Origin of the sequence: Arthrobacter sp. HMSC06H05 (assembly GCF_001807395.1) — a bacterium.
Lineage (GTDB): Bacteria > Actinomycetota > Actinomycetes > Actinomycetales > Micrococcaceae > Pseudoglutamicibacter > Pseudoglutamicibacter albus.
In genome coordinates this window covers 123372-149547 of record NZ_KV788974.1, presented here as the reverse complement: position 1 = coordinate 149547, position 26176 = coordinate 123372, and the positions used below count along the sequence as shown (strand labels likewise).

24 protein-coding genes and 1 riboswitch are annotated in these 26176 nt (G+C 60.6%); of the genes, 11 read left to right on the top strand and 13 right to left on the bottom strand.

Going from position 1 to position 26176, the window contains the following annotated elements; all coding sequences use genetic code 11:
- Positions 1-427 (top strand): PKD domain-containing protein (locus tag HMPREF3160_RS02420; protein ID WP_370977371.1); only part of this gene is annotated, 427 nt, incomplete at its 5' end.
- A gap of 437 nt (positions 428-864) precedes the next feature.
- Here HMPREF3160_RS02420 and HMPREF3160_RS02415 read toward each other — a convergent pair.
- The 5 genes from HMPREF3160_RS02415 to HMPREF3160_RS02395 form a co-directional block, all read right to left on the bottom strand.
- A complete protein-coding gene (locus tag HMPREF3160_RS02415; protein WP_070506877.1) occupies positions 865-2001 on the bottom strand; it encodes a DUF8083 family protein in 1137 nt (378 codons plus the stop codon).
- A gap of 24 nt (positions 2002-2025) precedes the next feature.
- Positions 2026-2829, bottom strand: a complete 804-nt coding sequence (locus tag HMPREF3160_RS02410) for an exodeoxyribonuclease III (protein ID WP_070506874.1) — start codon at positions 2827-2829, stop codon at positions 2026-2028.
- A 67-nt stretch (positions 2830-2896) separates the two neighbouring features.
- Entirely contained in the window at positions 2897-4627 is a 1731-nt protein-coding gene (locus tag HMPREF3160_RS02405; RefSeq protein ID WP_070506871.1) for an AMP-binding protein, read from the bottom strand.
- Between the two features lie 224 nt (positions 4628-4851).
- Positions 4852-5679, bottom strand: a complete 828-nt coding sequence (gene nadE / locus HMPREF3160_RS02400; protein ID WP_070506869.1) for an ammonia-dependent NAD(+) synthetase — start codon at positions 5677-5679, stop codon at positions 4852-4854.
- Between the two features lie 53 nt (positions 5680-5732).
- Positions 5733-6431 (bottom strand): hypothetical protein, encoded by a 699-nt coding sequence (locus tag HMPREF3160_RS02395; protein WP_141739792.1) that lies wholly within the window; start codon positions 6429-6431, stop codon positions 5733-5735.
- Between the two features lie 126 nt (positions 6432-6557).
- Between HMPREF3160_RS02395 and pyrE the strand changes: the two genes are divergently transcribed.
- Positions 6558-7112, top strand: coding sequence for an orotate phosphoribosyltransferase (gene pyrE, locus HMPREF3160_RS02390; protein ID WP_035756624.1), 555 nt, complete (start codon positions 6558-6560; stop codon positions 7110-7112).
- Positions 7113-7417: 305 nt separating this feature from the next.
- On the opposite strand, the gene HMPREF3160_RS02385 is transcribed toward pyrE, so the two are convergent.
- The 4 genes from HMPREF3160_RS02385 to HMPREF3160_RS02370 are packed head-to-tail and all read right to left on the bottom strand — an operon-like array spanning position 7418 to position 11008.
- Positions 7418-8188, bottom strand: coding sequence for a hypothetical protein (locus HMPREF3160_RS02385; protein ID WP_070506864.1), 771 nt, complete (start codon positions 8186-8188; stop codon positions 7418-7420).
- A complete protein-coding gene (locus HMPREF3160_RS02380) occupies positions 8189-8956 on the bottom strand; it encodes an ABC transporter permease (protein WP_070506861.1) in 768 nt (255 codons plus the stop codon).
- Positions 8953-9912: an ABC transporter ATP-binding protein gene (locus HMPREF3160_RS02375; RefSeq protein WP_070506859.1), complete on the bottom strand. Its 960-nt coding sequence runs from the start codon at positions 9910-9912 to the stop codon at positions 8953-8955. Before HMPREF3160_RS02375 ends, HMPREF3160_RS02380 begins: the two co-directional genes overlap by 4 nt.
- Before the next feature lie 16 nt (positions 9913-9928).
- Complete coding sequence (locus tag HMPREF3160_RS02370) at positions 9929-11008, bottom strand: hypothetical protein (RefSeq protein WP_141739791.1); 1080 nt, start codon at positions 11006-11008, stop codon at positions 9929-9931.
- A gap of 495 nt (positions 11009-11503) precedes the next feature.
- On the opposite strand from HMPREF3160_RS02370, the gene HMPREF3160_RS02365 reads away from it, so the two are divergent.
- From HMPREF3160_RS02365 to HMPREF3160_RS02345, 5 genes are all read left to right on the top strand, one after another.
- Entirely contained in the window at positions 11504-12667 is a 1164-nt protein-coding gene (locus HMPREF3160_RS02365; RefSeq protein ID WP_070506854.1) for a CE1758 family FMN-dependent luciferase-like monooxygenase, read from the top strand.
- Between the two features lie 27 nt (positions 12668-12694).
- Complete coding sequence (locus HMPREF3160_RS02360) at positions 12695-13378, top strand: FMN reductase (protein ID WP_070506851.1); 684 nt, start codon at positions 12695-12697, stop codon at positions 13376-13378.
- Between the two features lie 423 nt (positions 13379-13801).
- Complete coding sequence (locus HMPREF3160_RS02355) at positions 13802-14479, top strand: TrmH family RNA methyltransferase (RefSeq protein ID WP_256173826.1); 678 nt, start codon at positions 13802-13804, stop codon at positions 14477-14479.
- A gap of 242 nt (positions 14480-14721) precedes the next feature.
- Positions 14722-15744, top strand: a complete 1023-nt coding sequence (gene fbaA / locus HMPREF3160_RS02350) for a class II fructose-bisphosphate aldolase (protein WP_070506849.1) — start codon at positions 14722-14724, stop codon at positions 15742-15744.
- Positions 15744-16157 carry a DUF3151 domain-containing protein gene (locus tag HMPREF3160_RS02345; protein WP_070506846.1) on the top strand — a complete coding sequence of 138 codons (414 nt, stop codon included), beginning with the start codon at positions 15744-15746 and terminating at the stop codon, positions 16155-16157. Before fbaA ends, HMPREF3160_RS02345 begins: the two co-directional genes overlap by 1 nt.
- Positions 16158-16329: 172 nt before the next feature.
- Here HMPREF3160_RS02345 and HMPREF3160_RS02340 read toward each other — a convergent pair whose 3' ends face one another.
- Complete coding sequence (locus HMPREF3160_RS02340) at positions 16330-17556, bottom strand: acyl-CoA dehydrogenase family protein (protein WP_070506844.1); 1227 nt, start codon at positions 17554-17556, stop codon at positions 16330-16332.
- 324 nt (positions 17557-17880) lie between these two features.
- Here HMPREF3160_RS02340 and HMPREF3160_RS02335 point away from each other — a divergent pair, with 324 nt between their 5' ends.
- From HMPREF3160_RS02335 to HMPREF3160_RS02320, 4 genes are all read left to right on the top strand, one after another.
- The gene (locus tag HMPREF3160_RS02335; RefSeq protein ID WP_070506840.1) at positions 17881-19041 is read left to right on the top strand and encodes a CaiB/BaiF CoA transferase family protein; all 1161 of its coding nucleotides are present in this window, start codon (positions 17881-17883) and stop codon (positions 19039-19041) included.
- Entirely contained in the window at positions 19013-20434 is a 1422-nt protein-coding gene (locus HMPREF3160_RS02330; RefSeq protein ID WP_070506838.1) for an MFS transporter, read from the top strand. Before HMPREF3160_RS02335 ends, HMPREF3160_RS02330 begins: the two co-directional genes overlap by 29 nt.
- A 158-nt stretch (positions 20435-20592) precedes the next feature.
- Positions 20593-21894, top strand: a complete 1302-nt coding sequence (locus HMPREF3160_RS02325) for an adenylosuccinate synthase (RefSeq protein WP_070506835.1) — start codon at positions 20593-20595, stop codon at positions 21892-21894.
- A gap of 145 nt (positions 21895-22039) precedes the next feature.
- Positions 22040-22840, top strand: a complete 801-nt coding sequence (locus tag HMPREF3160_RS02320) for a carbon-nitrogen hydrolase family protein (protein WP_070491551.1) — start codon at positions 22040-22042, stop codon at positions 22838-22840.
- A gap of 42 nt (positions 22841-22882) precedes the next feature.
- Here HMPREF3160_RS02320 and HMPREF3160_RS02315 read toward each other — a convergent pair whose 3' ends face one another.
- The 3 genes from HMPREF3160_RS02315 to HMPREF3160_RS02305 all read right to left on the bottom strand — a co-directional run bounded on the left by HMPREF3160_RS02315 (position 22883) and on the right by HMPREF3160_RS02305 (position 25985).
- Positions 22883-23989: a magnesium and cobalt transport protein CorA gene (locus HMPREF3160_RS02315; RefSeq protein ID WP_035756584.1), complete on the bottom strand. Its 1107-nt coding sequence runs from the start codon at positions 23987-23989 to the stop codon at positions 22883-22885.
- Positions 23990-24156: 167 nt separating this feature from the next.
- On the bottom strand, positions 24157-24669 hold the full coding sequence (locus HMPREF3160_RS02310; protein WP_035756582.1) for a CoA-binding protein: 513 nt from the start codon (positions 24667-24669) through the stop codon (positions 24157-24159).
- Positions 24669-25985, bottom strand: coding sequence for an O-acetylhomoserine aminocarboxypropyltransferase/cysteine synthase family protein (locus HMPREF3160_RS02305; RefSeq protein ID WP_070506834.1), 1317 nt, complete (start codon positions 25983-25985; stop codon positions 24669-24671). The genes HMPREF3160_RS02310 and HMPREF3160_RS02305 overlap by 1 nt, the downstream gene beginning before the upstream one ends.
- A gap of 12 nt (positions 25986-25997) precedes the next feature.
- Positions 25998-26102, bottom strand: a riboswitch (SAM riboswitch).
- Positions 26103-26176 lie beyond the last annotated feature (74 nt).

The window sequence follows — 26176 nt, the reverse complement described above, 5'->3', positions numbered from 1 at the left end:
TGGTGGTGTGGTGCGGGAAACCATCGACGTCCTCGACGAAAACGTCACCGTCGAGCTGACCCCGATCAAGTATCGGTGGAAATACGGAGACGGGGAAGCCCGTACTTCCAGAACCGCGGGGAAAATGCTGCCCACTAAAGCGGATGTGTGGGAGAAAGAAACCCCGACCTCTCACATGTACCAGAAACGAGGAACCTACCGGGTGGAAGCCACCGTGACCTATGCCGGGAAGTACTCCCTGGATAACGGTGAAACCTGGGACACCATCCCAGGAACCTTAGAAACCCAAGCCACACCCCTAGACATACGGGTGTGGAGCATGAGGTCCGTCAACGTCTCCGGCCCCTGCCAACCAGGCAACCCCAACAACGATCCGACCTGCAAAATACAAGACTTCACCATCTTCAAACCCCGCCAAACACGCTAACCCCCACCACAACACGACACGGACGAAATGAGGCACCTTCATGCCAGAAAGAATTCTGGGACATCACCTCACCAAAGTGTCAATACTGTAAAGCCGAGGACGAAGTTTTCTCGCGCATGAAGAAAGACAAAGCCTGGGTGGTCGGCGGAAAGGTGCGTTTAGAAGACGTGCGCATACCAAATAAAAGCTCAAGAACGGGAACTATTACGTGACGTTCACTTGGCCTGTCGAGAAACAATCCTTCTACAGGCCCGGGAAAACAAAACCAGTCCAAAAAATAGAGGCGGCTTGGACTGACGATGCCGCTCTGGTCTTGGAGCGCAAAGCAGACGGTTGGAGAATATGCGGGTTTTACGCAATCGAAGATTTGCCGCGAGGGAAGTAAGCATACCTCGCAAGCGTGGGGTAGCGACTAGCCCTACACAATGTGGGGGTCGCTAACCCGCGTGCGCCCACATCGAAATCGAATCCCACCGCCGCCGCAAACGGAAATAAGCAGCCACGGCACCAGCCATGTCCGCGTCCATCAACGCATCCAACCCATCGGCGACATCCAAAACCGAATCATCCGGCCACGCCCTAGCCGTCAACAAACCATAATCCAACTCAACAACCGAATCCGGATGGAACTGCTGCAACCAGTCATGCAACTCCACAGCCGAAGCCAACAACCCAGTCGGGTCCACCGCATCGACATCATCCATGCCAGAACCGTCGACGAAACCAGTGGCATCGACGTCCTCGTCCGCTTCCCCGTCCTCTGCAGGACTGCCGCCCCATGGATCACCCTCGCCGAAGCCATCATCGTCGGTGACCATCGAAATCGAAGACAACGCGGCAACGGCATACGCCGCCCGCTCCAGAGCCAACACCAAAGGAACCCGAACCGCAACCGAGAGCGGCTGCGAATCCTCGCCCTCGACGACCTCCTCCTCATCGCCGGAACGGAACAACGCGAACCAACTCAACGGGATCCGCCACGTAGACATCCGCGTGTACAACGGCGACTCAGCAAGCCACATCCCGTGTTCCTGCAAACGCTCACTATGCGCCGCGGCCGAAGCCGGAGGGAACCACACATCTAAAGCGTCCTCAGGCACGTAGTCCTCCAGCAAAGACGCAGCGATACCCGCACGCAACGGCTCCTGCGCCGGGCAAAACATCACGACATCGCCATGCTCCCTATCGAGCACAATCATGCGATACTGCTCAACAGTCCCATGCGGAAACGGATCCACCCGCGGACGCGAAATACGCGCCAAAGAACGCCACAACGTAGCCTCGTCATCAGACGATGCATCCAACGTGTGCCCTGGCGTAGCAATCAACAACTGCTCAGCATCATCAAAACTAGCCAACGGCGAATACACGCGCAAATATGCGGTGGGAGGCATGTTGCGACGCGCGCCCACCGGCATACGCGGAAACCCGCCCGCGCCGCCGTTGTCGCCAGAGTTGCCGGCGCTATCAGTGCCGCCAGCACCAGCGCTGTTGCTCGCGCCGGCCCCGCTGGCGCCGTTCCCATCCATGCCGCCAGTGCCGCCGCCCGCATTGTCGTCTGAGAAAGTCCCCATCAGAGAGCTAGACCTAGCAGGACCTCAAGCCAACGTCACGACGACCGGCGCGTGGTCCGATGGGCCCTTGCCTTTGCGTTCTTCACGGTCGACTGCCGCATCCGTCACCCGCGCCGCCAAGGCGGGGGAGAGCAGCTGGAAGTCAATCCGCATCCCCTCACCTTTAGGGAAACGTAGCTTCTGGTAATCCCAGTAGGTGAACACGCCGGGGCCGGGGTGGCGCTTCCGCATCGGATCAACAAACCCCGTGTCCAGGAACGCATGGAAAGCGTCGCGTTCAGGCTGTGACACGTGCGTCAACTGGTTGTCGAGGAAATACTGCATATCCCACACGTCCTCATCACGCGGGGCGATATTCCAGTCGCCCGTCAAAGCGATCTGAGCCTGCGGCTCCTCCGCCAGCCAGCCGGCCGCTTGACGGTTCAGCTCCGCAAGCCACTCCAACTTATACGGCATGTGTTCATCGTCCAGGGCGCGCCCATTCGGCACGTACAGGCTCCACACGCGCACACCGTTACAGGTCGCGGCGATCGCACGAGCCTCCTGAACAGGATCCACCCCACCCTTACCGAAAGCGGGCTGGCCAGGGAACGTCCGCTCAACATCCTCGAGCCCCACACGGGACGCGATCGCAACACCATTCCACTGCGAAAAACCGAAATGCGCCACATCATAGTCGAGCGACTCGAACAGCTCCCATGGGAAGTTCTCGTCCTTGCATTTGGTTTCCTGGATGGCCAGAACATCAACATCATTCTGCTCAAGCCACGCCTCAACACGGTCAGCGCGGGCCCGCAGCGAATTCACATTCCACGTTGCAATCTTCACGCACACAACCGTATCAACGCCCGCGCGTGGCGCGCCCGACTTTCACCGGGCGCGACCGCATCGGCATCTACTTAGACCGGACCGACTTTAGCGCCGGGAAGTCTCGTTCGGTGTATTCGGTGCCTTGCGCGTCAGGTAGCAGCTGCCCGTCGGGGCCGCGTTTCTCGGACTCTTCGTTGCGCAGGTCAACGCGGCGGATCTTGCCGGACACTGTCTTCGGTAGATCCGCGAACTCGAGGCGGCGGATCCGGCGGAACGGCGGCACGTTTTCCTTGCAGTAACGGAAGATCGCCTCCGCGGTTTCCGGGGTCGGTTCATGCCCGGCAGCGAGGATGATGTAGGCCTTCGGGACGGACAAACGGATCGGGTCCGGCGACGGCACTACCGCGGCTTCTGCGACGGCCGGATGCTCAACCAGGACAGACTCCAGTTCGAACGGTGAAATACGGTAGTCCGAAGACTTGAACACATCGTCAGCGCGCCCCACATACGTGTAGATGCCGCGCTCATCGACCTCAGCGATGTCGCCCGTATGGTAGATGCCGCCGCGCATCGCCCGCTCGGTGCGTTCCGGCTCGTTATAGTAGCCGGCCATCAAACCGCCGGGGCGGGGATCCAGCCGCAGGCACAGCTCACCCAGCTGCGCCTCTTCACCGGTGGTCGTGTCGATCAAGACCGGCTCATAGCCCGGCATCGCACGCCCCATCGCGCCGATCTTGACCGGCATACCCGGAGGGTTCGCCACCTGGACCGTGGATTCGGTTTGCCCGAAGCCGTCGCGGATCGTCTGACCCCACGCCTTCGCGACCGTATCGATCACTACGGCGTTGAGCGGCTCACCCGCGGAAACCAGCTTCTTCGGCGGGTTCGTCAGGCGCGTCAAATCAGCCTGGATCAGCATGCGCCACACGGTTGGCGGTGCGCAGAAACTCGTGACCGACTCCTCCGACATGTGCTCCATCAACTTGATCGCATCGAAACGATCATAGTTATAGATGTACACAGTTGCTTCGCCGATCCACGGCGCGAAAACATTCGACCACGCATGCTTACCCCAGCCCGGGGAGGCCACGTTCAAATGCACATCGCCCGGCTCAATCCCGATCCAATACATCGTGGATAGATGCCCCATCGGGTATGAATAGTGCGTGTGCTCAACCAGCTTCGCTTGCTGTGTGGTGCCCGATGTGAAGTACAGCAGCATCGAATCGTCACGGGTGGCTTTGTGTTCCGGAACGAACGATTCCGGCGCGGCATCCGCATCGGCCCAATGATGAGCCCCAGCGAACACCGAATCAACATCGATCAGTGAATACTCGCCCTCGATGTCCGCGAACTTCTCCAAATCGTTGTGGTCAGCGATGACCCAACGCGCACCGCCACGCGTAATACGGTCCTGAAGATCAGCCCCCACCATCTGGGTAGTGGTCGGGATCAAAACCGAACCGAGCTTCACCGAAGCCAAAACCGACTCCCACAACTCGACCCGGTTCCCGAGCATCAAAATGATCTTGTCGCCAAACTTCACACCCAGCTGCGCCCACCATGACGCCACCTGATTCGAGCGTGCCGAAAGCTCAGCCCACGTGCGCGTGGTGCGCGTCTCATCGTCCTCAACGATGATGAGCGCTGGGTCATTCGCGCGCTCGCCGGACGCGATCTGATCGAACCAGTCGAACCCGAAGTTGAAGCCCGGGATGTCCGGCCACGTGAACGTTTCACGCGCTTTTTCGTAGTCCTCCCGGTAGGTCAGCAACTGGTCGCGTGCGGCCTTGTACTGCTCAAACGGTTGCGACATGGGTTCCTCCCGGGTGGTTCGTCTATGCCTGCTGCCGCATATGTGGGTGGTTGCCCTGCGCGGCTGGCAGTTGACGAGGTTGGTATTGATTGGATTGTTGTTGTTTAGATTATCGATAAAAACAGTACTGGGGGTGGAAAGATACGGTCCATGACGGGGCTCAGTTTCGCCGCCGCTCTAGTTCCACTAGAGGTTCAGTCCTGGACCGGCTGAGTCCCGCCGCCTCATTCCTTCCACCATGTGTCCGATGGGGTGGTTGGGGTGCGGCGCTTATGTCGGCTACGTAGGTAGGCGGCCTCGATGCGTTCCGCGGTCTCGTCGGGGACGGTTTCGCCGCGTAGATAGGCGTCAAGGTGGGCGTAGGAGACGCCCATTTCGTCCTCGTCGAGCCGGCCCGGCTGGCCGTCCAAGAGGTCAGCGGTTGGGACCTTGTCCACCACGCGTCGCGGGGCACCCAGGTGGCGCAACAGTTCACCGACCTGCCCCTTCGTCAGCCCCGCCAACGGAAGCACATCGGCACTGCCGTCACCGAACTTAGTGAAGAACCCCATCGTCGATTCAGCCGCCTGATCCGTACCGACCACCAGCTGGCCGCGCTCACCCGCGAGCGCATATTGGGTCGCCATCCGCATGCGAGCCTTCAGATTGCCGCGGTTGAAATCCGTGAGCGGGACGCCCGTGGTGGCTTTGATCTGCTCCTCAAGACCAACGACCCCCGGCGCGATGTCCACTGTGTGAGGGTCATCGGGCTGTATGAAATCCATCGCCGCTTGCGCATCAGCCTCATCAGCTTGAACCTCGAACGGCAACCGAACCGCAGTGAAGGTGGCGTCAGTGTTGTGCTCGGCGCGAAGCCGCTCCACCGCGAGCTGCGCTAGACGGCCCGCGAGCGAGGAATCAACCCCGCCTGAAATACCTAGAACATAGCCGCGCGCATGAGCCGAGCGGGCATAATCCACCAAAAACTGGACGCGATCCTCAACCTCCTGAGCCGCATCAATCTTCGGCTTCACACCCATTTCAGCGATGATTTGTTGCTGCAGAGACCTCATAAACCCAGCTTAGTCCGTGGGGTGCAGGTGTGGATGGGGTGGCGGTGCTGGGTTTACGATGCCGGTGGCGCCGGTGGCGGCGGCAGGAAGCCGCGCGGGGCTGAACCTTCCTGTGCAGTGTTCTCTGGCGGTGTTGTGTTTTCTGCTGGCTCTGCGACCGCGGATGTTGCGGTGTCCGCTTCCGGTGTCGCGTTCTCTGGCGGGGCCGGCGGAGGAGGCAACGTGACGGGCGATGCGGGCGCTGGGTCCGGAACGTCAGCTTGGTCCGAGTGAGGGACCGCGGGGGCTGGGTCCGCATCGGGAGCCGCTGGCGCATCGGGAGCCGCTGGCCCATCAACCGAGCCGGCGTCAGACCCAACTGTGCCGTGGGCGATCTCCTGCCCAACCTCGGCAGCGGCGGCCTCAACCACGCCGCGCATCGAAACCTTCTCCGAAACCGGGGCATCCAGGCCGACCTCGTCGGGAACCTGCGGCGCGGGAATCACCGGTTCAGCCGCGCGAACATGCGGATCCGCGATCGCATCAGCCTGCTGCTCAGCGGCACGAACAGCCGCATAAATGTCCTCAGAATCCACACCGAGACGTTTCGCGATAGCGGCATCAACCGCATCGGAATCAGGTTCCCAATCAGTCGGTTCCCAGTCCGTGGGCTCCCACGAAGACTGCGGCGCAGGAACATCAAGCTCGGCAGGAGCCGCGTCAAACGGTTCCACATCCTGACCGGCAGGCCCAGGAGGAGTAGGAAGAGACATCGAAGACCCCCAAAAACGGAACGAATCCCAGAATCGACTAACCCAAGAAACAACTAACCCCAGAATACGGGGAATAAGGCGTGAGGGAAATGAGCAAAAACCGGTGCAGCACCTAAACTAAGGAACATGACCAGCAACGAACGCGCACGCCTGCAGCAGCTCATCAGCGACCTCGCCGTGGTGCGAGGCAAAGTGATCCTCTCTTCCGGGAAAGAAGCCGACTACTACGTCGACCTACGCCGGGTGACGCTGCATCACGAAGCCTCGATCTTGATTGGCCGCCAACTGTTGGCAGCATGCGACGACGCCGGTGTGAGCTTTGCGGCAGCCGGTGGGCTCACCATGGGTGCTGACCCCGTAGGTACCGCGATCATGCACGCGGCACGGGAAGCCGGGCGTGAGATTGATGCGTTCGTGGTGCGGAAAGCCGCGAAAGACTACGGCATGGGTCGGCAGGTTGAAGGGCCGGGCGTTGAGGGGCGCGACGTGCTGATCGTCGAAGACACATCCACGACCGGCGGCTCCGCCCTCACGGCAGTGGAAGGGGTGCGGAAAGCGGGCGGCAACGTGGTCGCGGTAGCGGTGATCGTTGACCGGGACACCGGCGCGGCCGAACGCATCAAAGAAGAAGCCGGCGTGCCGTACATTGCGCTGTTCAGCAAACACGACCTCGGCCTCTAAACCTTTAGCAACAAGAGTGTCGAAAAACGTTAAGACCTGTAAGTGCTGAATAACCTTTAGCATCGAGAGTGTCGAAATAAAACGTGGCTGCCGCCCCTTTGCCGGGGCGGCAGCCACGTTTTATGTGCCGGTTATATGCGCGGATGGTTACGGCAGAAAAATAACAGCACTCACGATGCCGAAGGTTAAACACGGGGCGGGGCTGGCCGTGGAATAACAGCACACATGTTGCCGAAGGTTATTTCGGCACTCAGTCGGCTTGATGTTATTTCAGCAATTTCGTTGTCCAAGATTAAAAGGCTGGGCTAGATGACGCTGAACTTATGGCCTCCACGCAACCGCGAACGAGCGATCTGCACCATCAGCAAACCTAAAACAGCCCACGCCAAGCCGCGAGCCACATCGAACGCAAGCACAGACCACGCCACACTCGAGTTCAAGCTGCCTACCGCATCGACCACACCAGTCAGCGGGATCACCGCACTCAACGGTGCCAGCCATTGCGGGAACAACGCGACTGGCACAATCACACCCGCCAAAACCGGGACAACGGCGCCCGCGAACGCAGCACCTTGATACGGGTCAGACAACGCCAAGCCAACACCCGACATCGAAATCCCCAACAAGCCGCCCACCAGCACAGCGCACACCACCAACAAGGCCAGTCGCGCCACCACCGCAAAGCTAGCGTGCCCGGACATCACGGTGATCACCGCAAGAGAGGCCACACCTGCCGGCAACGCGAGTAGTACCGGCATCACCAGCGACGCCAGCCAGTACGCGAGATCCACCCGCCGGTATTCATGCACAACCTGGAAGACTCCGAGGTTCCGGTCGGTCGCGGTTTTGGAAACCACCCCGGAACACACGCCCAAACCGATGCCCACCAGCGTGGACGCATACGCGGTACGCAGCACATCCATGGACCCGACGTCTTTGGCGAGCAGAACACTGAACAGAATCTCTAGCAACGGGATCGCAAGCATCGAGACCAGCAAGGTTCCGACGGTCGCGTACGCAATCGATGACGCCAAAGAAACCCGGAACGCGGCTCCAAAACGAGATGTGAAACTCATCTAGATCACCGCCAATGTGCCAGCGGAACGGGCCTTGCGGATAGCTGATTTGCCGAGCCAGTGCGATGCGGCGAACCAGCACGCTGTCACGCCCAGGCCAATCAGCAGACGGATCATGACCTCACCTTCCGGGATTTGGCCCAACAAAACCTGGGTTGGTGCTGACAGCGGAATGATGTAGCTCAGCTCGTGTAATACCGGTGGCGCGTCTGTAGAAGTGAAAACAAGACCGGAAAGAATGAAAACAGGAATCAGAAGAAGTTCCTCATATGCAATGGCGTTCGGAGTTAGCACGAAAAGCGCTGCAATCACAAAAGAAATACTGAGGCACGAAACCCACAGCAACAGGATGCTGACCGCAACTGACGCCCCTGAAACCGGGGGAGTGCCGTGGCCTACGTCAGTCGCAATCCACAGTAGGCCCCACGCGAGCCAAGCGACCGCGAAGGATAAAAGCCCGAAAACCGAGGCCGCAGACACAACCGCGGCCGCCGGGGAAAGAACGCTGATGCGTGCACTGAATAGGTGGACAAGCGTGCCTTTGAACCGTTCGAATCCAAGGATTCCCGCGGCAACAGTTGTTGTGGTCCACATGCCAACGATGCCGCTACGCATCCACGCAACCCACGCGTCGCCACCCCACGCATAGTATGCAAGCGCTTGAATAGCGAGAATGCCGAGGGTCGATGTGGCCATGAGTGAAACGAAAAACGGAACCCGAGCGAACTCGCCCAGGTGGAAAGCAACCATACGGAAGTAGCGCATCATGGGCGTTTGAGCTCACCTGCCAATGACAAATAGGCTTCCTCAAGCGTGGGTTGCCTCGTTACTAAATCGTTCGGTATTTCGATGCTGTGTTCCCGGAAAATACGCTGCACTTCAGCTTGAATCTGTGCGGGCGTTTGGCTGCTTTCCCAGAAAACAGTGAGTCCCCAACGTGCACCTTTCGGGGACTGACGCAGCTCCTTCACATGCGGCTGGGAGCGCAGCGTCTCAACAATGTCCTTGTTGCGCGCGTGGATCGTTGCAGTGGTTGTAGCGGTGACACCTGCGTAATTCACGACTTCCGTGAGTCCGCCCGTGAAGTGGATGCGGCCGGCACCGATGACCGAAATGACATGGGACACGTCCTCGATTTCAGACATCGTGTGGCTGGTGAGAAAGACGGCGTGCCCGTTGTTCGCGAGATCCTTCAGTAGGGTACGGATGGAAAGCGCGATGTCTGGGTCGAGTCCGTTCGTTGGCTCATCCATGACAAGCAGGGCCGGGTGCCCCAGAAGTGCGCGGGCGATATGAAGACGCTGCACCATTCCTCGCGAGAATGAATTGACTTTCTGGTTACCATTTTTAGATAAACCGACAGCCTCAAGAACTCTTTCAGTCTCTGCAGGAATGTTTTTCGATGGGATGCCTGCGACGTTGGCGAAGAAACGCAAGTTCTTGATAGCGCTCGCCCTAGGGTAGAAGCCGAGTTCGCCGCCGAGGGCGAGTCCGACGTCGCGGCGGGCCTGCTGTGAATGTGTTGTGGCGTTGTGGCCGTTGACGATGACCTCACCCTGGCTTGGGTCCAGGATGGAAGCGGCCATCTTCACCAAGGTGGTTTTTCCTGCGCCGTTCGGCCCGATGAGTGCATGGATCTGGCCAGGTTCAACGGTGAGTGAAACCTCGCTGACCGCAGTGAACTTCCCCTTGTCATACGTCCGCGAAACGTTGCGGAACTCCAGAGCGGGAACTTTTGAATCAGTAGAAATGTTCTTCTCCTATGTTTACTTCGCCAAGCCCAAAATCTAAGAAACCCAGAGGGTCTCTTTCTAGTGTTCGTGCGACTGCCTCTGCAGCTTCTTCGGCGCCAAGGGAATGATAGGATGCGACGACGATCTTCCGTAAGGTGTTCATTGAGTTGACTGCACCAAGGAAGAAAAGCCTACCGAATGCATGTCCGGCGACAGATATCGCGCCGCGGTAATCTCCCGAGTAGTAGAGGGCGCACGAAAGTTCAGATAATGCCTCTGCGAGATACTCCGGAGCCGTTTTCGCGACGAATCCGCAGTTATCTCGAAGTTTCTTGACTGCGCCAGCAAAGTCGTCCTGCAGCACACGAATTTGAGCGGCGTTGATGGCTATTTGGCTTGCATAGCGGGCACCCATCGACACTTCAAGTGGGCTGGCCGCACTTGTTGAGAGAAATTGCTTGAGTAACTCCTCCGCTTCTTGTAAAAGCGAAAGAGATTTCGAGTAGTCAGGTCCTTTCAGTTCGACCAGCGCTAATAGGTTCAGCTTAAGAGCTCTCTCCAGAGGCCGAGGCCGCTCTGGAATGCCTTCCACGGCTAGGGACATGTCTAAAGCTTCGGTAGCTTTATCGACATGGCCAAACCTTTTGAACTGAGAAGCGGCTAACCGGTGGTTTGCCAAGTAGCGTTGGGTTGAGTCTTCCGCTCTCCGTGCGCTTAGTGCAAAATAGTCGGTTGACTCCGCTTCGCTTAATGCTGCAAGTATGGTTCCGGACAGTAGGAGGTCATGGTACGACCCGTGCTCTTTGAGCCACTCGCCAATATCAGTTATCGCTTTTGCCACGCAAGCGTAATCGCCGAAAAATGTAATAGCCGCATCTGCTCGAGTGCTAAATCTCTTCCTGTCTTCCGTTATCCATGAAGTGATTGTGTCACCCTCTATCGGATCAACGGAAGCGATTTTGCAATGTTCTAAATAGAAAATCCTGAAGTCACTGAACCGCCGGACACCCAGATCATTACTGATTACTGGCGTTGCAAGACTCCTCCATTGAGGTGCACGCGGTTCCGGCGGTTGCAGTGAGTCCAAGATGAGATTTGAGCGCTCGAGGAAAGCGGGTGAATGGCGTCGATATTTGAGGGCTTGCCTAAGTTCCGCAATGTGATCGGAAATGCTAATCAACGTTTCACCGCGGCTTTTACTGAGGGCTATTTGATCCGTGGTTCCAAGCTGTCATTAGTTGCGCAAAAGTGCGGAGCTTGTTGTTTGCAAGTTGTGCTGCAATTTCTGCTGGTTTGCTCATTTGTATTCTCCTCAAGATTACTGCCACATAAATCGACTGTGCTATGTCTCACAGCGATAAGTAAATAGTTGCATAGGGGGCATCTCAGGTCAAGGTTTTATTGCCATGGTTTGAGAAAAGTTGTCCGGCCCCTCGGGCTGACCCGAGGTAGCCTCCTTGGTTGTGCTGCCGTTGACGTGAATCTGAGCGTAGCGGGAATGAAAAGGGATGCCCGACGGTTGATATATTTGACACGTCAACAAAGTTCGGGGTTTGAACCCCGGCACCTAGGAGAAACCACCATGGAATTCGGTATCTTCACCGTCGGAGACCTCACCCCGGACCCAACCACCGGCACAACCCAAACCGAGCACGAACGGCTCCGGTCCATCCAGAAATACGCAATCAAAGCCGAAGAAGTCGGCCTCGACTTCTTCGCACAAGGCGAGCACCACAACCCACCCTTCGTCGTGTCATCACCAACCACCACCCTCGCCTACATCGCCGCGAAAACCGAACGCATCAAACTCACCACCTCAACAACCCTCATCACCACCAACGATCCCGTCCTCATCGCCGAGGACTACACGATGCTGCAGCACGTCTCCGGCGGCCGCATCGACCTCATGATGGGCCGCGGCAACACCGGCCCCGTCTACCCGTGGTTCGGTAAAGACATCCGACAAGGCATCCCACTCGCGATCGAGAACTACCACCTGCTACGCAAACTCTTCCGCGAAGAAACCGTGAACTGGGAAGGGAAATTCCGTACACCACTCCACGGCTTCACGCTCGCGCCCCGCCCGCTCGACGACACCCCGCCGTTCGTGTGGCACGGCTCCATCCGCTCCCCAGAAATCGCCGAACAAGCAGCCTTCTACGGCGACGGTTTCTTCCACAACAACATCTTCTGGACCATGGAACACACCGCCTCCATGGTCCAGCTCTACCGCGAGCGCTACGAACACTACGGTCACGGCGGAGTCGAGCAAGCCATCGTAGGCCTGGGCGGCCACATCTTCGTAGGCGAAACCGAGAAGAAAGCCAAAGAGTTCTTCCGGCCATACTTCGACAACGCGCCGGTTTACGGGTACGGGCCGTCCCTTGAAGAGTTCACGCGGGATACACCGCTGACCGTCGGCACCGTGGAGCACGTGATCGAACGGACGCTCGGATTCGCCGATGCGGTGGGCGACTACCAGCGGCAAGGTTTCCTGATCGACCACGCAGGCCTGCCGGAAGAGGTGGTCCTGGAGCAGATCGAGATCCTCGGCCGCGAGATCGTGCCCGTGCTCCGCCGTGAATTCGAGACGCGCCGCCCCGCCGGTGTTCCGTCCCGCGCGCCAAGCCACGAAGAGCTCGCCGCCCTACCGAAGGATCATGACTACCACCAGGTGATTTCCTCGCCGGTGGCCCGCGCGGCGGAAGCTGCGAAGCGGGAACACGCGGCAGAGAACGACAGCTAGGAAGACAGACGTGGCAGAGGGGGAGACATGGCACTGAAACTCGTTGCAGTAACAGCTGGGCTATCGCAGCCATCGAGCACCAGGCTTTTGGCCGATCAGATCGTCAACGCCGTCCGTGCCGCGGTGACCGCGCGCGGCGAGGACGTTGAGGCGGAGGTCATCGAGGTTCGTGAGATCGCCCAAGACCTCACGCAGACGATGCTGACCGGCGGGATGCTGACGCCGAAGCTGGCTGAAGTTCGCGAAAAGCTTGCTGCGGCCGATGGGGTTGTTGCGGTGACGCCGGTGTTCACCGCGAGCATGTCGGGGCTGTTCAAGATGCTGTTTGATTCGCTCGATGTGGATACGCTGCGGGGCGTGCCGGTGCTGGCGGCGGCGACGGCGGGGACGCCGCGGCATCAGCTGGTGATCGACCACGCGATGCGCCCGATGTTCGCCTACCTGCACGCCACAGTGGTCCCGACCGGTGTGTTCGCGGCGACCGAAGACTTCGGGACGGAAACGGGGAAGGGCCTTGCCGGACGTATTGCGCAGGCAGCGGATGAGCTCACCCAAGCGATGATGAGTTTCGGCAACACAGTTGCTGGTTTCACGGCAATGCAACAGCCAGCTGGGAAGCGCGGACGTCAACGGACATCCGGGAATGAGCTGACCCACGTGGTGGACTTCGCGACCCTGCTCGAGGGGCACGACGGTAACCCCAACGTCTAAGGCGTAACGGACGAACATCTAAGGCTTAACGACCGAGAGATTAACCTTCGGCACAAGAATTGTAGTTATTTCGCCAGACGGTGTGTGCCAGCCGGCGCCGGAAGGGTGGCGGCTGGGGCGGCCGCCACGGCCGCTGGTGGCAGCGGTGCCGGAGGGCAACGGCAGCGGAGGGCAGGGCGACGCAACCGTGGGGGAGCGCGACGGGCGCACCGCAACGGAAGCGGCCGCGAGAAATAACAACACTAGTGATGCCGAAGGTTAAACCATGCGGGCAGGGGCATCGAAATAGCAACACTGGTGTTGCCGAAGATGCAAATAGCAGCACTCACGTTGCTAAAGGTTATGTCAGTAGCTGCGCCGGGGAACGTTATTTCAGCAATTACGTTGCCCAAGATTAAAACTGGGGACGTACAGTTGTGTTTCGTGAGCGAGAACCAAACCCCGAGCGAAAACAGCACCCCGAGCCAGAACAACAGCCCCGAAACACCTGAGCACGTCGTCGGTGTCGGCCCGTGGGAAGGTCCCCACCCTAAAGGCGCCCACTGGGACCCCGAACTCCTCGCTCACGGCGACCGCCGCAACGTTCTCGACCAATACCGGTACTGGAAGCACGACGCGATCGTCGCCGACCTCAATTCTCGCCGCCACCCACTCCACATCGCCATCGAAAACTGGCAGCACGACTTCAACATCGGCACCGTGGTACGCAACGCCAACGCGTTCAACGCGGCCGCCGTGCACATCGTAGGCCGCCGCCGCTGGAACCGCCGCGGCGCCATGGTCACCGACCGCTACATGACCGTCATGCACCACCCCACCGTCGAAGACTTCGTGACCTGGGCCCGGCAAGAAAACATCCCGATCCTCGGGATCGACATCTTCCCCGACTCCGTCCAACTCGAAACCTACAGCCTCCCGGAACGATGCGTGCTCGTGTTCGGCCAAGAAGGCCCGGGACTCTCCGAAGAGATGCGCACCGCCGCGGTCGACACCCTCTCCATCGAACAATTCGGTTCAACCCGCTCCATCAACGCCGGAGTCGCCAGCGGTATCGCGATGCACGCCTGGATCCGCCAACACGTCTTCAACCAACACCCCTAACCGCCAGCCCGTGCCGCAAACAGTAACCCGCCCCGCGGTGCGGCACCTGCCCCCGCACCGCGGCCGCAACCCCTCAACACAGCGCACGCAACACCGCGGGTCGGTAGCATAGAGGAAGACGGCGGCACCGCCTACCAGCGGAACCGTTACGTGCGCGCACGCTAGCCGGCACGCAAGACCACGCTGGCCTGCGCATCGCACGCCGAACCAGCCGCGCCAGCCCCTATATAGAAGGAGCCCACATGGGTGTTGCAACACCGGACCAGTACAACCAGATGCTCGACACCGCCAAAGCCGGCGGATTCGCTTACCCTGCGTTCAACGTGACCAGCTCCCAGACGGTTTCCGCGGCGCTTGCCGGTCTCGCGGAAGCAGGTTCTGACGGGATCCTGCAGATCTCCACCGGTGGCGCGCAGTACTTCTCCGGCTCCACCGTGAAGGACCGCATCGCAGGTTCCCTCGCTTTCGTCGCGTACGTGCGTGAGGTTGCGAAGAACTATCCGATCACCGTCGCGCTGCACACCGACCACGCGCCGCGTGAGCAGATCGATTCGTGGGTTATGCCGCTCATCGAAGCCTCCAAGGCAGAAGTTCAGGCCGGCCGCGACCCGCTGTTCAACTCCCACATGTGGGACGGCTCCGCTGAGATGCTGAGCGAAAACCTGCGCATCGCGCGTGAACTGCTCCCGTTGACCGCCTCGAATAAGCAGATCCTCGAAGTTGAGATCGGCGTTGTTGGTGGCGAAGAAGACGGCGTTGAAAACGAGATCAACGAGAAGCTCTACACAACCATCGAAGACGCCGCAGAAACTGTTGAAGCGCTCGGCTCCGGCGAATACGGCCGCTACATGACGGCGTTGACCTTCGGTAACGTCCACGGTGTTTATAAGCCGGGTAACGTCAAATTGCGCCCTGAGCTGTTGAAGGAAATCCAGGACGAAATCGGCAACCGTCTGGGCAAGGATAAGCCGTTCGACCTCGTGTTCCACGGCGGTTCCGGCTCCACCGAACAGGAGATCGCTGACGCGGTGTCCTACGGCGTGATCAAGATGAACATCGACACCGACACCCAGTACGCGTTCACTCGCCCCGTGGTTGAGCACATGTTCCGCAACTACGATGGCGTGCTCAAGATCGACGGCGAGGTCGGCAACAAGAAACTGTATGACCCTCGCTCGTGGGGTGCCGCGGCAGAGAAATCGATGGCGGCCCGCGTGGTTGAGGCGTGCCAGGACCTCGGTTCCGCCGGGAAGGCGATCAAGTAATGATCGGCCGTAACTTGCTGGGGATCCCGGAGACGCGGATCCCTGAAAACCCTGAGCTGGTTGCCCGCTACGATGCCGGCGATGAGGCCGAGGATTTGGTGCGTCAGTTCCCTGCCGAGCAGCTTCCGTGGGCTTTGCTCGCTGAGGATGCTGCTGCCGATGGCCGCGATATTGAGGCGTATGCGTTCGCCCGGGTGGGTTATCACCGTGGCTTGGATGCGTTGCGTCGCGCTGGCTGGAAGGGTCAGGGCCCGGTTCCTTATGAGCATGAACCGAACCGTGGATTCTTGCGCTGCTTGTACCAGTTGAAGCTCGCTGCCGAGCGGATTGGCGAGGTGGACGAGGTTCAGCGTATCGGTGACTTCTTGCGGGATGCCGACCCCGAAGCGGAAGCGAAACTCGCCGCCGAATAACCGCCTTTCTCACCTTCGGCACCGAAATTGCTGCAAATTTATGCGATGGCATTAATTTTTTTACAGCAATTTCGGTGCCGAAGATGCTTAAACCAGGTGGGGCGGCGCCGTACAGCGCCGCCCCGCCGGCTACTGTCCCGGCCGCCCTGGTCCGGCCGCCCCGCTCAGCTCGCTAGTTCGCGAATGCGCTGATTCCGGTGAGCTTTTGACCGATGATGAGCGTGTGCACCTCGTCGGTGCCTTCGTAGGTGCGCACTGATTCGAGGTTGTTCGCGTGGCGCAGCGGCGAATAATCGAGCGTGATCCCGTTGCCGCCACACACGGTGCGGGCCTCGCGTGCGATCTCGATCGCGGTCTTGACGTTAGCGAGCTTCGCAACCGAAATCTGGTGGAACTCCAACGTCCCCTCATCCTTCGCCCGCCCCAACTGCAACGCCAGCAACTGGCCCTTATTCAGCTCGACCGTCATCCGGGCGAGCTTCTCCTGCGTCAACTGGAACGCCGCGAGCGGCCGCCCGAACTGTTCACGCTCCAACGCATACCCCAGCGCAGCCTCAATCGAATCCCTCGCGGCCCCCATCGCGCCCCACGCGATCCCGTACCTCGCCTCGTTCAGGCACGCGAGCGGGCCACTCAACCCCTGAGCGCCAGGCAGCAAAGCATTCGCGCCAACCCGCACCCCATCCAGGGTAATGTCGCACTGAAGTGAGGCGCGCATCGAAAGCTTCTGCGTGATCGGGGTCGCCACAAACCCATCGGAATCAGTCGGCACAATGAATCCGCGCACCATCGAGTCCACCCCCGGCTTCACGCGGGCCTCATCCAAAACGCCAGCGGCCGCGGCGTCCTCGTTGCTCACGTGCGCCCAAATCACTGCAACCTGCGCTAGGGATGCCAAACCGATCCACCGCTTAGCGCCATCCAGAACCCACTCGCCATCAACCCAGCGGGCACGGGTGAGCATCGAAACCGGATCAGACCCCGCGGTCGGCTCCGTCAACCCGAAGCAGCCGATCACCTCACCCGCGGCCATTCGCGGTAGCCACTGCCGTTTCTGTTCCTCGGAGCCGTGCTTATAGATCGCGGACATCGCAAGCGAACCCTGCACCGAAACCACAGTGCGCAAACCAGAATCCCCGGCCTCTAGCTCCTGCATCGCAAGCCCGTACTCGACCGCGGACCTCCCCGCGCACCCGTAACCGTTCAAGTGCATCCCGAACAGGCCTTCCGCCGCCATCTTCGGCAACAACTCCACCGGAAGCGTAGCCGAATCGAACCACTCAGCAATGTTCGGCCGGATCTCGGCGTCCACAAAAGCTGCCACGCGGTCGCGGGTTTCACGTTCGGTTTCACTCAGCATCCCGTCAATATTCATGAGGTCTGTCTGGTTGCGTGGCATGGGTTTCCTTCCGTGATGATGCCGATGCGGCACTTGCTGCGCCGCGGCGGTTGCGTTGATGGTTGGTTGCGTTGGTGGTCAGCGCACGATGCGGCCTCCCGCAAACTGTTATGTTGCGTGGGTCACATCTCAGGTTCCATCTTGCCACCGGATGCCGTGCGGCCGAAAGCCGGGGCTGGCTGTGCGCGGGTGCGGCTCGCCGCGCCGGTCGCGCTCCACCGCCCCCGCGCTCCGCCGCTGCGCTGACTGCCGTGCGCTCCACCGCCGCGCGGGCGACGGCTAGATGCTGGACAGCCTGGTTTCGCCCGTGATAATCATGTGACTATGGTCACAGCAGATGCGGGTAGGGTGAGCGGCCCCTTGGAGGGCTTGGTTGTCGCGGATTTCACGCGGATTCTTGCGGGTCCGTACGCGACGATGTTGCTCGCTGACCTCGGCGCCACCGTCATCAAGGTTGAGTCTCCCAGCGGGGATGACACCCGCACGTGGCAGCCGCCGGCCCGCGACGGCGAAGCGACCTACTATCTGGGCGTCAACCGCAATAAGCATGCGATCGCCCTGAACCTCAAAGACGCCCACGACCTCGAAATCGCCCACCGCATCGTGGCCAAGGCCGATGTTTTCATGGAGAACTTCCGCCCTGGCGGGCTCAAACAGTTCGGCTTGGACCCGCAGAGCGTCAGGGATAAGCATCCTCACGTAGTCCATGCGAGCATCACGGGTTTCGGCTCCCGCGGCGGCGCGGACATGCCCGGCTACGACCTGCTCGCTCAAGCGACCTCTGGGTTCATGTCGCTGACCGGGGAGCCGGATGGCGATCCGCAGCGCGGTGGCGTCGCGATCTTCGACATTATGGCTGGCCTTCACGCCGCCGTCGGCGTCCTCGCCGCCCTCCGCCAGCGAGAACAGACCGGCCGCGGCCAGCATATCGAAGTCAACCTGCTGAGTTCTGCGCTGTCTGGACTTGCGAATCAAACCTCGGGCTTCGTCGGCGCGGGCGCTGTCCCGTTCCGGATGGGCAACGACCACCCGAGCCTCTTCCCATACGGCCCGTTCATGTGCTCGGACCGGCACGTGGTGATTTGTGTTGGTAATGACCGCCAGTTCGCGCTCCTTGCCACAGCGCTCGGTGTGCCTGAGCTTGCGGAGAACGAGGACTACGCGACGATGCCTGCCCGCAACCGCAACCGGGATGCGTTGCGGCCCCTGCTTGAGCGGCAGCTCGCACGTGCCACGGCCGATGAGTGGGCCACACGACTGCGCGAGGTAGGTCTCCCGGCTTCGCCGATCCTCGGGGTCGATGAAGGTGTCGCTTTCGCTGAATCGCTGGGATTGGAGCCGGTCATGACTCCGGTGGGGGAGCCCGATGGGGTGCCTACGGTGCGCACGCCGTTGTGGCTTTCGGACGCGGAACCTGCGTATCGCAAGGAGCCGCCGGGTATAGATGAGGACCGTGATGCAATCTTGGCGTGGCTCGAAGACTAACCGCGCCACTGACAAGCCGGCGCTCCACCGCACGCGGCAGGCCCGTAAAGCAGGGTTCGCGGCGTTCATCGGCACGACCATCGAATGGTATGACTTCTATACGTATTCGACAGCGGCCGCGCTGGTTTTAGGGCCGCTGTTCTTCCCTGGCGAGCTCGGGGTCCTGGCCTCGTTCGCAACGTTCTGGGCTGGGTTCCTCGCCCGCCCGATCGGAGGGGTGATCTTCGGTCACTGGGGCGACACGTTTGGCCGCAGGAGCGCCCTCATCACCACCCTGTTGCTCATGGGCGGGTGCACCACCGCGGTCGGTTTGCTTCCCACCTACGATGTGGCCGGCTGGTGGGCGCCCGCCGCCCTGGTCGTGTTGCGGCTGGTGCAAGGTATCGCGATGGGTGGGGAATGGGGTGGGGCCGTGGTGCTCGCCGCGGAGCACGCCCCAAGCAACCGCGGGATCCTGTACGCCGCCTTCGCCCAACAAGGCTCCCCGGCCGGTAACTTGTGCGCCTCCGGCATGTGGTTGCTCGTCGCGATGTTGCCGGATGACGCGTTCTTCACGTGGGGTTGGCGCGTTCCGTTCCTGATCTCTGCGGCACTCGTAGCGATCGGGTTGTGGATCAGGGTCTCGGTCGAAGAGTCCCCGGAGATGATGCGCGGGAACCTCCACCGCCACGACGTCGCCACCCTCGCAACCGGCAACATCCCCGCCGCCAACCCAGCTACTGCCAACAGCAACACCCCCGCCACCGGCAGCGGCCGCGCTCGCCGTGAGACTCCCATCGTGACTTTGTTCCGTGAACATAAGGCGATGGTTTTGTGGGGTGTGGGCGCGAGTGTTTTGGCGACCACGGTCACGTACTTCAAGGCCACGCTCGCGTTGTCCTGGGCCACGGACGCTGGCTTGTTCACGCGGCAGGGTTTCCTCGCGATGGTCACGGCGGCGTTGGTCGTGCAGTTCTGTGTTCAGCCGTTGGGTGCGTTGCTGGTGCATCGCGCGAAGGAAAGCGGCAGGGTGCGGCGTGCGGTAGCTGGGATGCTGCTACCTGAGATCGTGTTACTTCCGCTCATGTTCGTTTTGATCAGCACGGGTAACCCTGTGCTCGCAGTCGCGGGGATTTTTGCGGTCACGATCCCGCACGCCCTGTATTTCTCAGCGCTCGCGGGATTGCTCTCTGAGTCTTTCCCGCCCGAGGTCCGCTACACGGGTATTTCGTTGAGTTACCAGGTCGCCTCCTCGGTGTTCTCTGGTTCGGCGCCGCTGGTGGGTTCCGCGATGATCACGATGGCCGGCGGGCACGTGTGGCCTGTCGCTGTGATGGGTTCACTATTTGCTGTGCTGACGTTGGTCTCCGCGCTCAAGCTGTGTGGGGGCCGGATTGATAGAATCAGCGAGTAAGGCCCTCATCGCGGGAAAGTGCGCGCCACAAGCTGGGTTGCTTGCGGCATCGTGTCTTGAGATGGCGGGTTCGCTTGAGGCGGGCCCCGGTGATGGGGGGGTTTCCCTGCCAACGCACTAGAGCACGCACTAGGAGACAGTGCGCGAGGAGTAGATGCATGCCGGCCGTCGTTATTGTTGGCGCCCAGTGGGGCGATGAAGGCAAGGGCAAAGCAACCGACCTTCTTGGTGGTCGTGTTGATTACGTTGTGAAGCCGAATGGCGGTAACAACGCGGGCCACACCGTTGTGGTGGGTGGTGAAAAGTATGAGCTCAAGCTCATCCCGGCAGGTATTTTGGCCCCGAACGTGATCCCTGTTCTGGGGAACGGTTGTGTTGTGAACCTTGAGGCGCTCTTCGAGGAGATCGACGCGCTTGAGGCTCGCGGCGCTGACACGTCTCGGCTGCGTGTTTCTGCGAACGCGCACTTGGTGGCCCCGTATCACCAGACACTCGATAAGGTCACCGAACGTTTCTTGGGCAAGCGCGCGATCGGCACCACTGGCCGCGGCATCGGCCCGACCTACATGGATAAGATCGGCCGCCTCGGCATCCGTGTCCAGGACATTTTCGACGAATCGATTCTGCGCCAGAAGATCGAGGGGTCACTACGGCAGAAGAACGAACTCTTAGTCAAGGTCTATAACCGCCGTGCCGTGACAGTCGAAGAGATTGTTGAATACTTCTTGAGCTTCGCTGACCGTTTGCGCCCGATGGTGATCGACGCTGAGCTGGAACTCAACAAGGCACTCGATGAGGGCAAAGTCGTGCTCATGGAGGGCGGGCAGGCCACCTTCTTGGATGTGGACCACGGGACCTACCCGTTCGTGACCTCATCGAACCCGACCGCCGGCGGCGCCTCGGTGGGTGCCGGCATCGGCCCGACCCGCATCCAGCGCTCGATCGGCATCATCAAGGCCTACACCACCCGCGTGGGTGCCGGCCCGTTCCCGACCGAACTGTTCGACGATATGGGCGAGCGCCTACGCACCGTGGGTGGCGAGTTCGGCGTCAACACGGGCCGTCCGCGCCGCACCGGCTGGTATGACGCGGTTATGGCTCGCTACGCGTCCCGCGTCAACGGCTTCACCGACTACTTCTTGACCAAGCTCGACGTTCTGACGGGCATCGAGAAGATCCCGGTATGCGTCGCCTACGACGTGGACGGGGTGCGCCACGACGAGGTACCGATGACGCAGTCCGAGTTCCACCACGCCAAGCCGATCTATGAATGCTTTGACGGCTGGACCGAAGACATCTCAGGGGCTCGGAGCCTCGATGACCTGCCGGAAAACGCCCGCAAATACGTTGAAGCGCTCGAAGCGATGTCGGGTTGCCGCTTCTCCGCGATCGGGGTAGGCCCGGACCGTGACGCGAGCATCGTGGTGCGGGATCTGATCGGCCCGGTTGAAGACAACTGAGCTCACTCATCCGGCCTTGAAAGAGACCGCTAGTAGCATCTGAAGCCAGCGTGCATAGAACCTTGTTTCTATGCACGCTGTGCTTTATCCGAAGGTGTGTAGAGTAGGGCTCACACCGCTTGTTGCAGACAGCAAGGAGAACGCGATGAAGATTTCCCTTGGCCAGTTCAGCCCGACCGCCGATGTCTTCGAAAACCTCGAAACGTTGGATAAGTTGGCGCGGCAGGCCGCCTCTGAGAAGGCGGACATGATCGTGTTCCCTGAGGAGTCGATGCTTTCGCTGGTCCAGGCTGGCGATGATTTCGCTGGGCTTGTTGAGAAAGGGTGGGAGCGTTTCGCCCGCCAGGTCGGTTTGATTGCGGCGAGCCACAGCATCGCGGTTGTGGTGGGTGGTTATGAGCCGAACGAAACCGGCAAGCCGTACAACACGGTCTTGGCAGTGGATGCGAATGGTCAGGAGCTTGAGACGTACCGCAAGATCCACTTATATGACGCGTTCACGTTCAAGGAATCCAACCGTATTTCTGCAGGCGACCCCAACCAGGTCGCTACGTTCACGTACGGGAACCTGACGTTCGGGATGATGACGTGCTACGACGTGCGTTTCCCCGAGCTCGCGCGCAACCTTGCGTTGGCTGGCGCTGATGTCCTGTTGGTTCCAGCGGCTTGGTATAAGGGCGAGAACAAGATCGACCACTGGCAGACGCTACTGAAGGCCCGCGCTGTGGAGAACACGGTATGGGTTGCGGCTGCCGGTACGGCCTCGAACCAGACGATCGGCTACTCGGTCATCCTGGATCCGCTGGCCCAGCCTGTCGCTTATCTTGAGGACGAGCCATTCGGTTTGGTCACAGGCAAAGTGGGCCGCAAGAAGGTCAAGAGCGTGCGAGAATACCTGCCGGTTCTTCAGAACCGCCGCGTAGGGGTCGACGCGCCAAAGGCCTGATCGCTGACCGCGGGCTAGCCGCGGCAGGGCTAGCCAGCGCCGCTACATCCAGTCTTTCTTTTTGAAGACGATGAACAGGAACAGAGCGAATCCAAACATGGCCGCGAGCGCGAGCGGGTAGCCGTAGGTCCATTCGAGTTCGGGCATGTTGGTGAAGTTCATGCCGTAGATCGCACCGATGAGCGTGGGCGCAAAGATGATAGCCGCCCACCCGGAGATCTTCTTCATGTCTTCATTTTGCCGCTGAGAGACCAAGGTCGCGTTGACCTGCAGGATCTGATTCAGCGCGTCCCGTAGCTCGGCGATGTCGGGGATGATCTGGGAGAGATGATCAGAGACGTCATCGAGGTACATACGCAACTCGGTGTCGGTCCCATAGCGGGTGGTTCCGATCAACAGGCGGCGGATCACGGTCGCTAACCCGTTGGACATTTGGCGTAGCTCGATGATCTCGCGCGACAAGCGGTAAATACGCTCGGCAGCCGCCGGGTCACCCGAGAACACCTGGCGTTCAATCTCTTCCTTATCGGTTTCCAGGCCACGCAGTACAGGCCCGTATCCGTCCACGACCGCATCGAGCACTGCATGCAGCACGGCTTCCGGGCCGTGCTTGAGTAGCTCGTTCTGTTCGCCGAAGCGGTGTTCGAGCCGGAAACCTTTCGCCTGCCAGGCTCGCACCGCGGCCTGATCCTGGCACAAAACCGCTACCTGGTTCCCTCGCATCAACAGGTTGAATTCGCCGAAGACGACCTCTTCGATGTCATCCTGATAGGCAACAGAGTGAGTCACGACGAACAGGGTGTCGCCCTGACGTTCGGCTTTAGCGCGCCGCGATGGGGCCTGTAGGTCTTCGAGCAGCAGCGGGTGAAGATCCCAGGCTTCTGCGAGGTCTTCAATCTGCTGATCAGTCGGCTTATCCATCGAGATCACGACGACCTGGTCAGGGTGTTCTTCCGAATACCTGCCAGCTGTTTCGATGGTGTGACCGCCGGTGAGCGGAAACGCGCCTTCGTTATCGAATGAGACTGCGCGGATGTTGTCTTTCACCACGTGCAGGGTCGGCGGCGCAACGGGGGTTCGCTTATGACTGGCACGTCCCGAAACGAGGGGGAGGCCGAGTTTGGAGCGGATCTTGTTGCGAGCAGACATGCCTCTATTCTGGCACCAGTTCCGCCCGTTCCCGGCCACCGCGACGCGCTGGACGTTCAACCCCGCGGCGCCGCGGTGAGACGGTCACGCGGTCGCCACCGCGCCGCCGCGCAGGCGCCTCAAGCGTCGGTGCGCGATCGTGCCGCGCAGCGACGCAACAGCAACCGTTATGCGCGCAGTTGGCGTTTGGAGGAGATGACTCCGGTGTCGAAGCCTGCAAGGTGGAGGCCGCCGTGGAAGCGTGCGTGCTCGATTTTGACGCAACGGTTCATGACCGCGGCGAGCCCGCCGGCTTCAGCGATGCGCGCGGCTTCTTCGTTCCACAGGCCCAACTGTGCCCAGAACACCTTCGCGCCCACACGCACGGCGTCCTCAGCGACGCTCGGGAGGTCCTCGTTACGGCGGAACGCAACCACGATGTCGGGCACTTCCGGCAGGTCATCGAGGCTCGGGTACACGGGCTCCCCGAGTAGCTCAGTGGCTCGCGGGTTGATGAAGTACAGCTTGTAGGGGGCGGAGGACTGCAGGTAGGTCGCCACGAAATACGCGGCACGCGCGGGGTTCGTGGAGGCGCCCACGATCGCGATGCTCTTGGCGGCACGCAGCAGGTTCAACCGTTGCGGGGCTGATGGGCCAACCCACGCACTGTTGGCCTCTGTTGTGGTGGTTTCGTTGCTCATTACGCTTCCTCCCCGTTCGCAGCACCGTTCACGGCGGCTTCCAGGGCCTGGTCGAGGTCCCAGATGATGTCCTCAACATCTTCAAGGCCCACCGAAATACGGATCAGGTCTTCGCCGATCCCGCCCGCAATCAGCTGTTCTTTACTTAGCTGCTGATGCGTTGTGGATGCCGGATGCAACACGAGGGTCTTCGCGTCACCAATGTTGGCTAGGTGGCTTGCCAGCTGCAGGTTCGCGATGAACTCAGCCCCGACGTCGCGCCCACCCTTGACACCAAAGCTGAACACGGAGCCCACGCCCTTCGGCAAGAGCTGCTTGCCGCGCTCGTGGTAGGCGTGGTCTTCCAGGCCGGCGTAGGAGACCCACTCGATGCGGTCATCGTTAGCCAGCCAACGCGCGACCTCGCGGGCGTTGGCGATGTGCGCATCCATGCGCTGCGGCAGGGTTTCGATGCCGATAAGCAACTGCCACGCGGACTGAGGGGCGAGCGATGCGCCGATGTCACGCAACTGTTCGTTGCGCAGCTTGGTGAGGAAACCGTATTCACCGAAGTTGCCCCACCACGACAAGTCACCGTAGGAAGGCACCGGCTCCGTCATGGATGGGAAGTTGCCGTTGCCCCAGTTGAAACGGCCTGATTCAACGACGACGCCGCCCAGGGTGGTTCCGTGGCCGCCCAGGAACTTGGTCGCCGAGTGGATCACGATGTCCGCGCCGTGTTCCAGCGGACGGAAAATATATGGCGGGGTCAGGGTTGAGTCCACAACCAGTGGGATCCCGTGTTCGTGGGCGAGAGCGCCGAGACCTTCGATGTCGGTGATCACACCGGACGGGTTGGCGACCACCTCGGTGTAGAGGACCTTGGTGTTCGGTTGGATCGCGGCCGCGAAGTCCTCGACCTCGGTTGAGTCGATGAACGTGGTCTCCACGCCGAATCGGCGCAGCGTGACATCCAGCTGCGTCACGGTCCCGCCATAGAGCTTCGAGGAAGCGACCACGTGATCGCCCGCCTGGCATAGCGCGGCGAACGTGATGAACTCAGCGGCCATACCCGAAGACGTCGCGACCGCGCCGATACCGCCCTCAAGGGACGCGACGCGTTCCTCGAACGCCGCAACCGTAGGGTTAGCGATACGCGAATACACGTTCCCGTACTTCTGCAGCGCGAACAGCGTTGCCGCATCGTCCGCGTTTTCAAACACGAAAGACGTCGTGTTGTACAGCGGGACGGCACGCGAACCGTGCTCCGAATCAGGGGTGGCACCCGCATGCAGGGCGCGGGTACGGAAACCGAATTGACGGTCGGCAGAAGACATGGAACTCCTTCAACTCCATCGATCCCGGCATGAGCACCATTCGCTGCAGCGGTGGTGCTGCGTCGATGGTTGCTGCGGCGTCACAGGGCCAGGTCCCTCGACCGCTCTAGATGGTCAGCCACCATTATGCGCACTCGACTCGAGCCAGGGCAAACGCATGTGACGTACTAAGGCGCGCCGTGGGCCGGCGG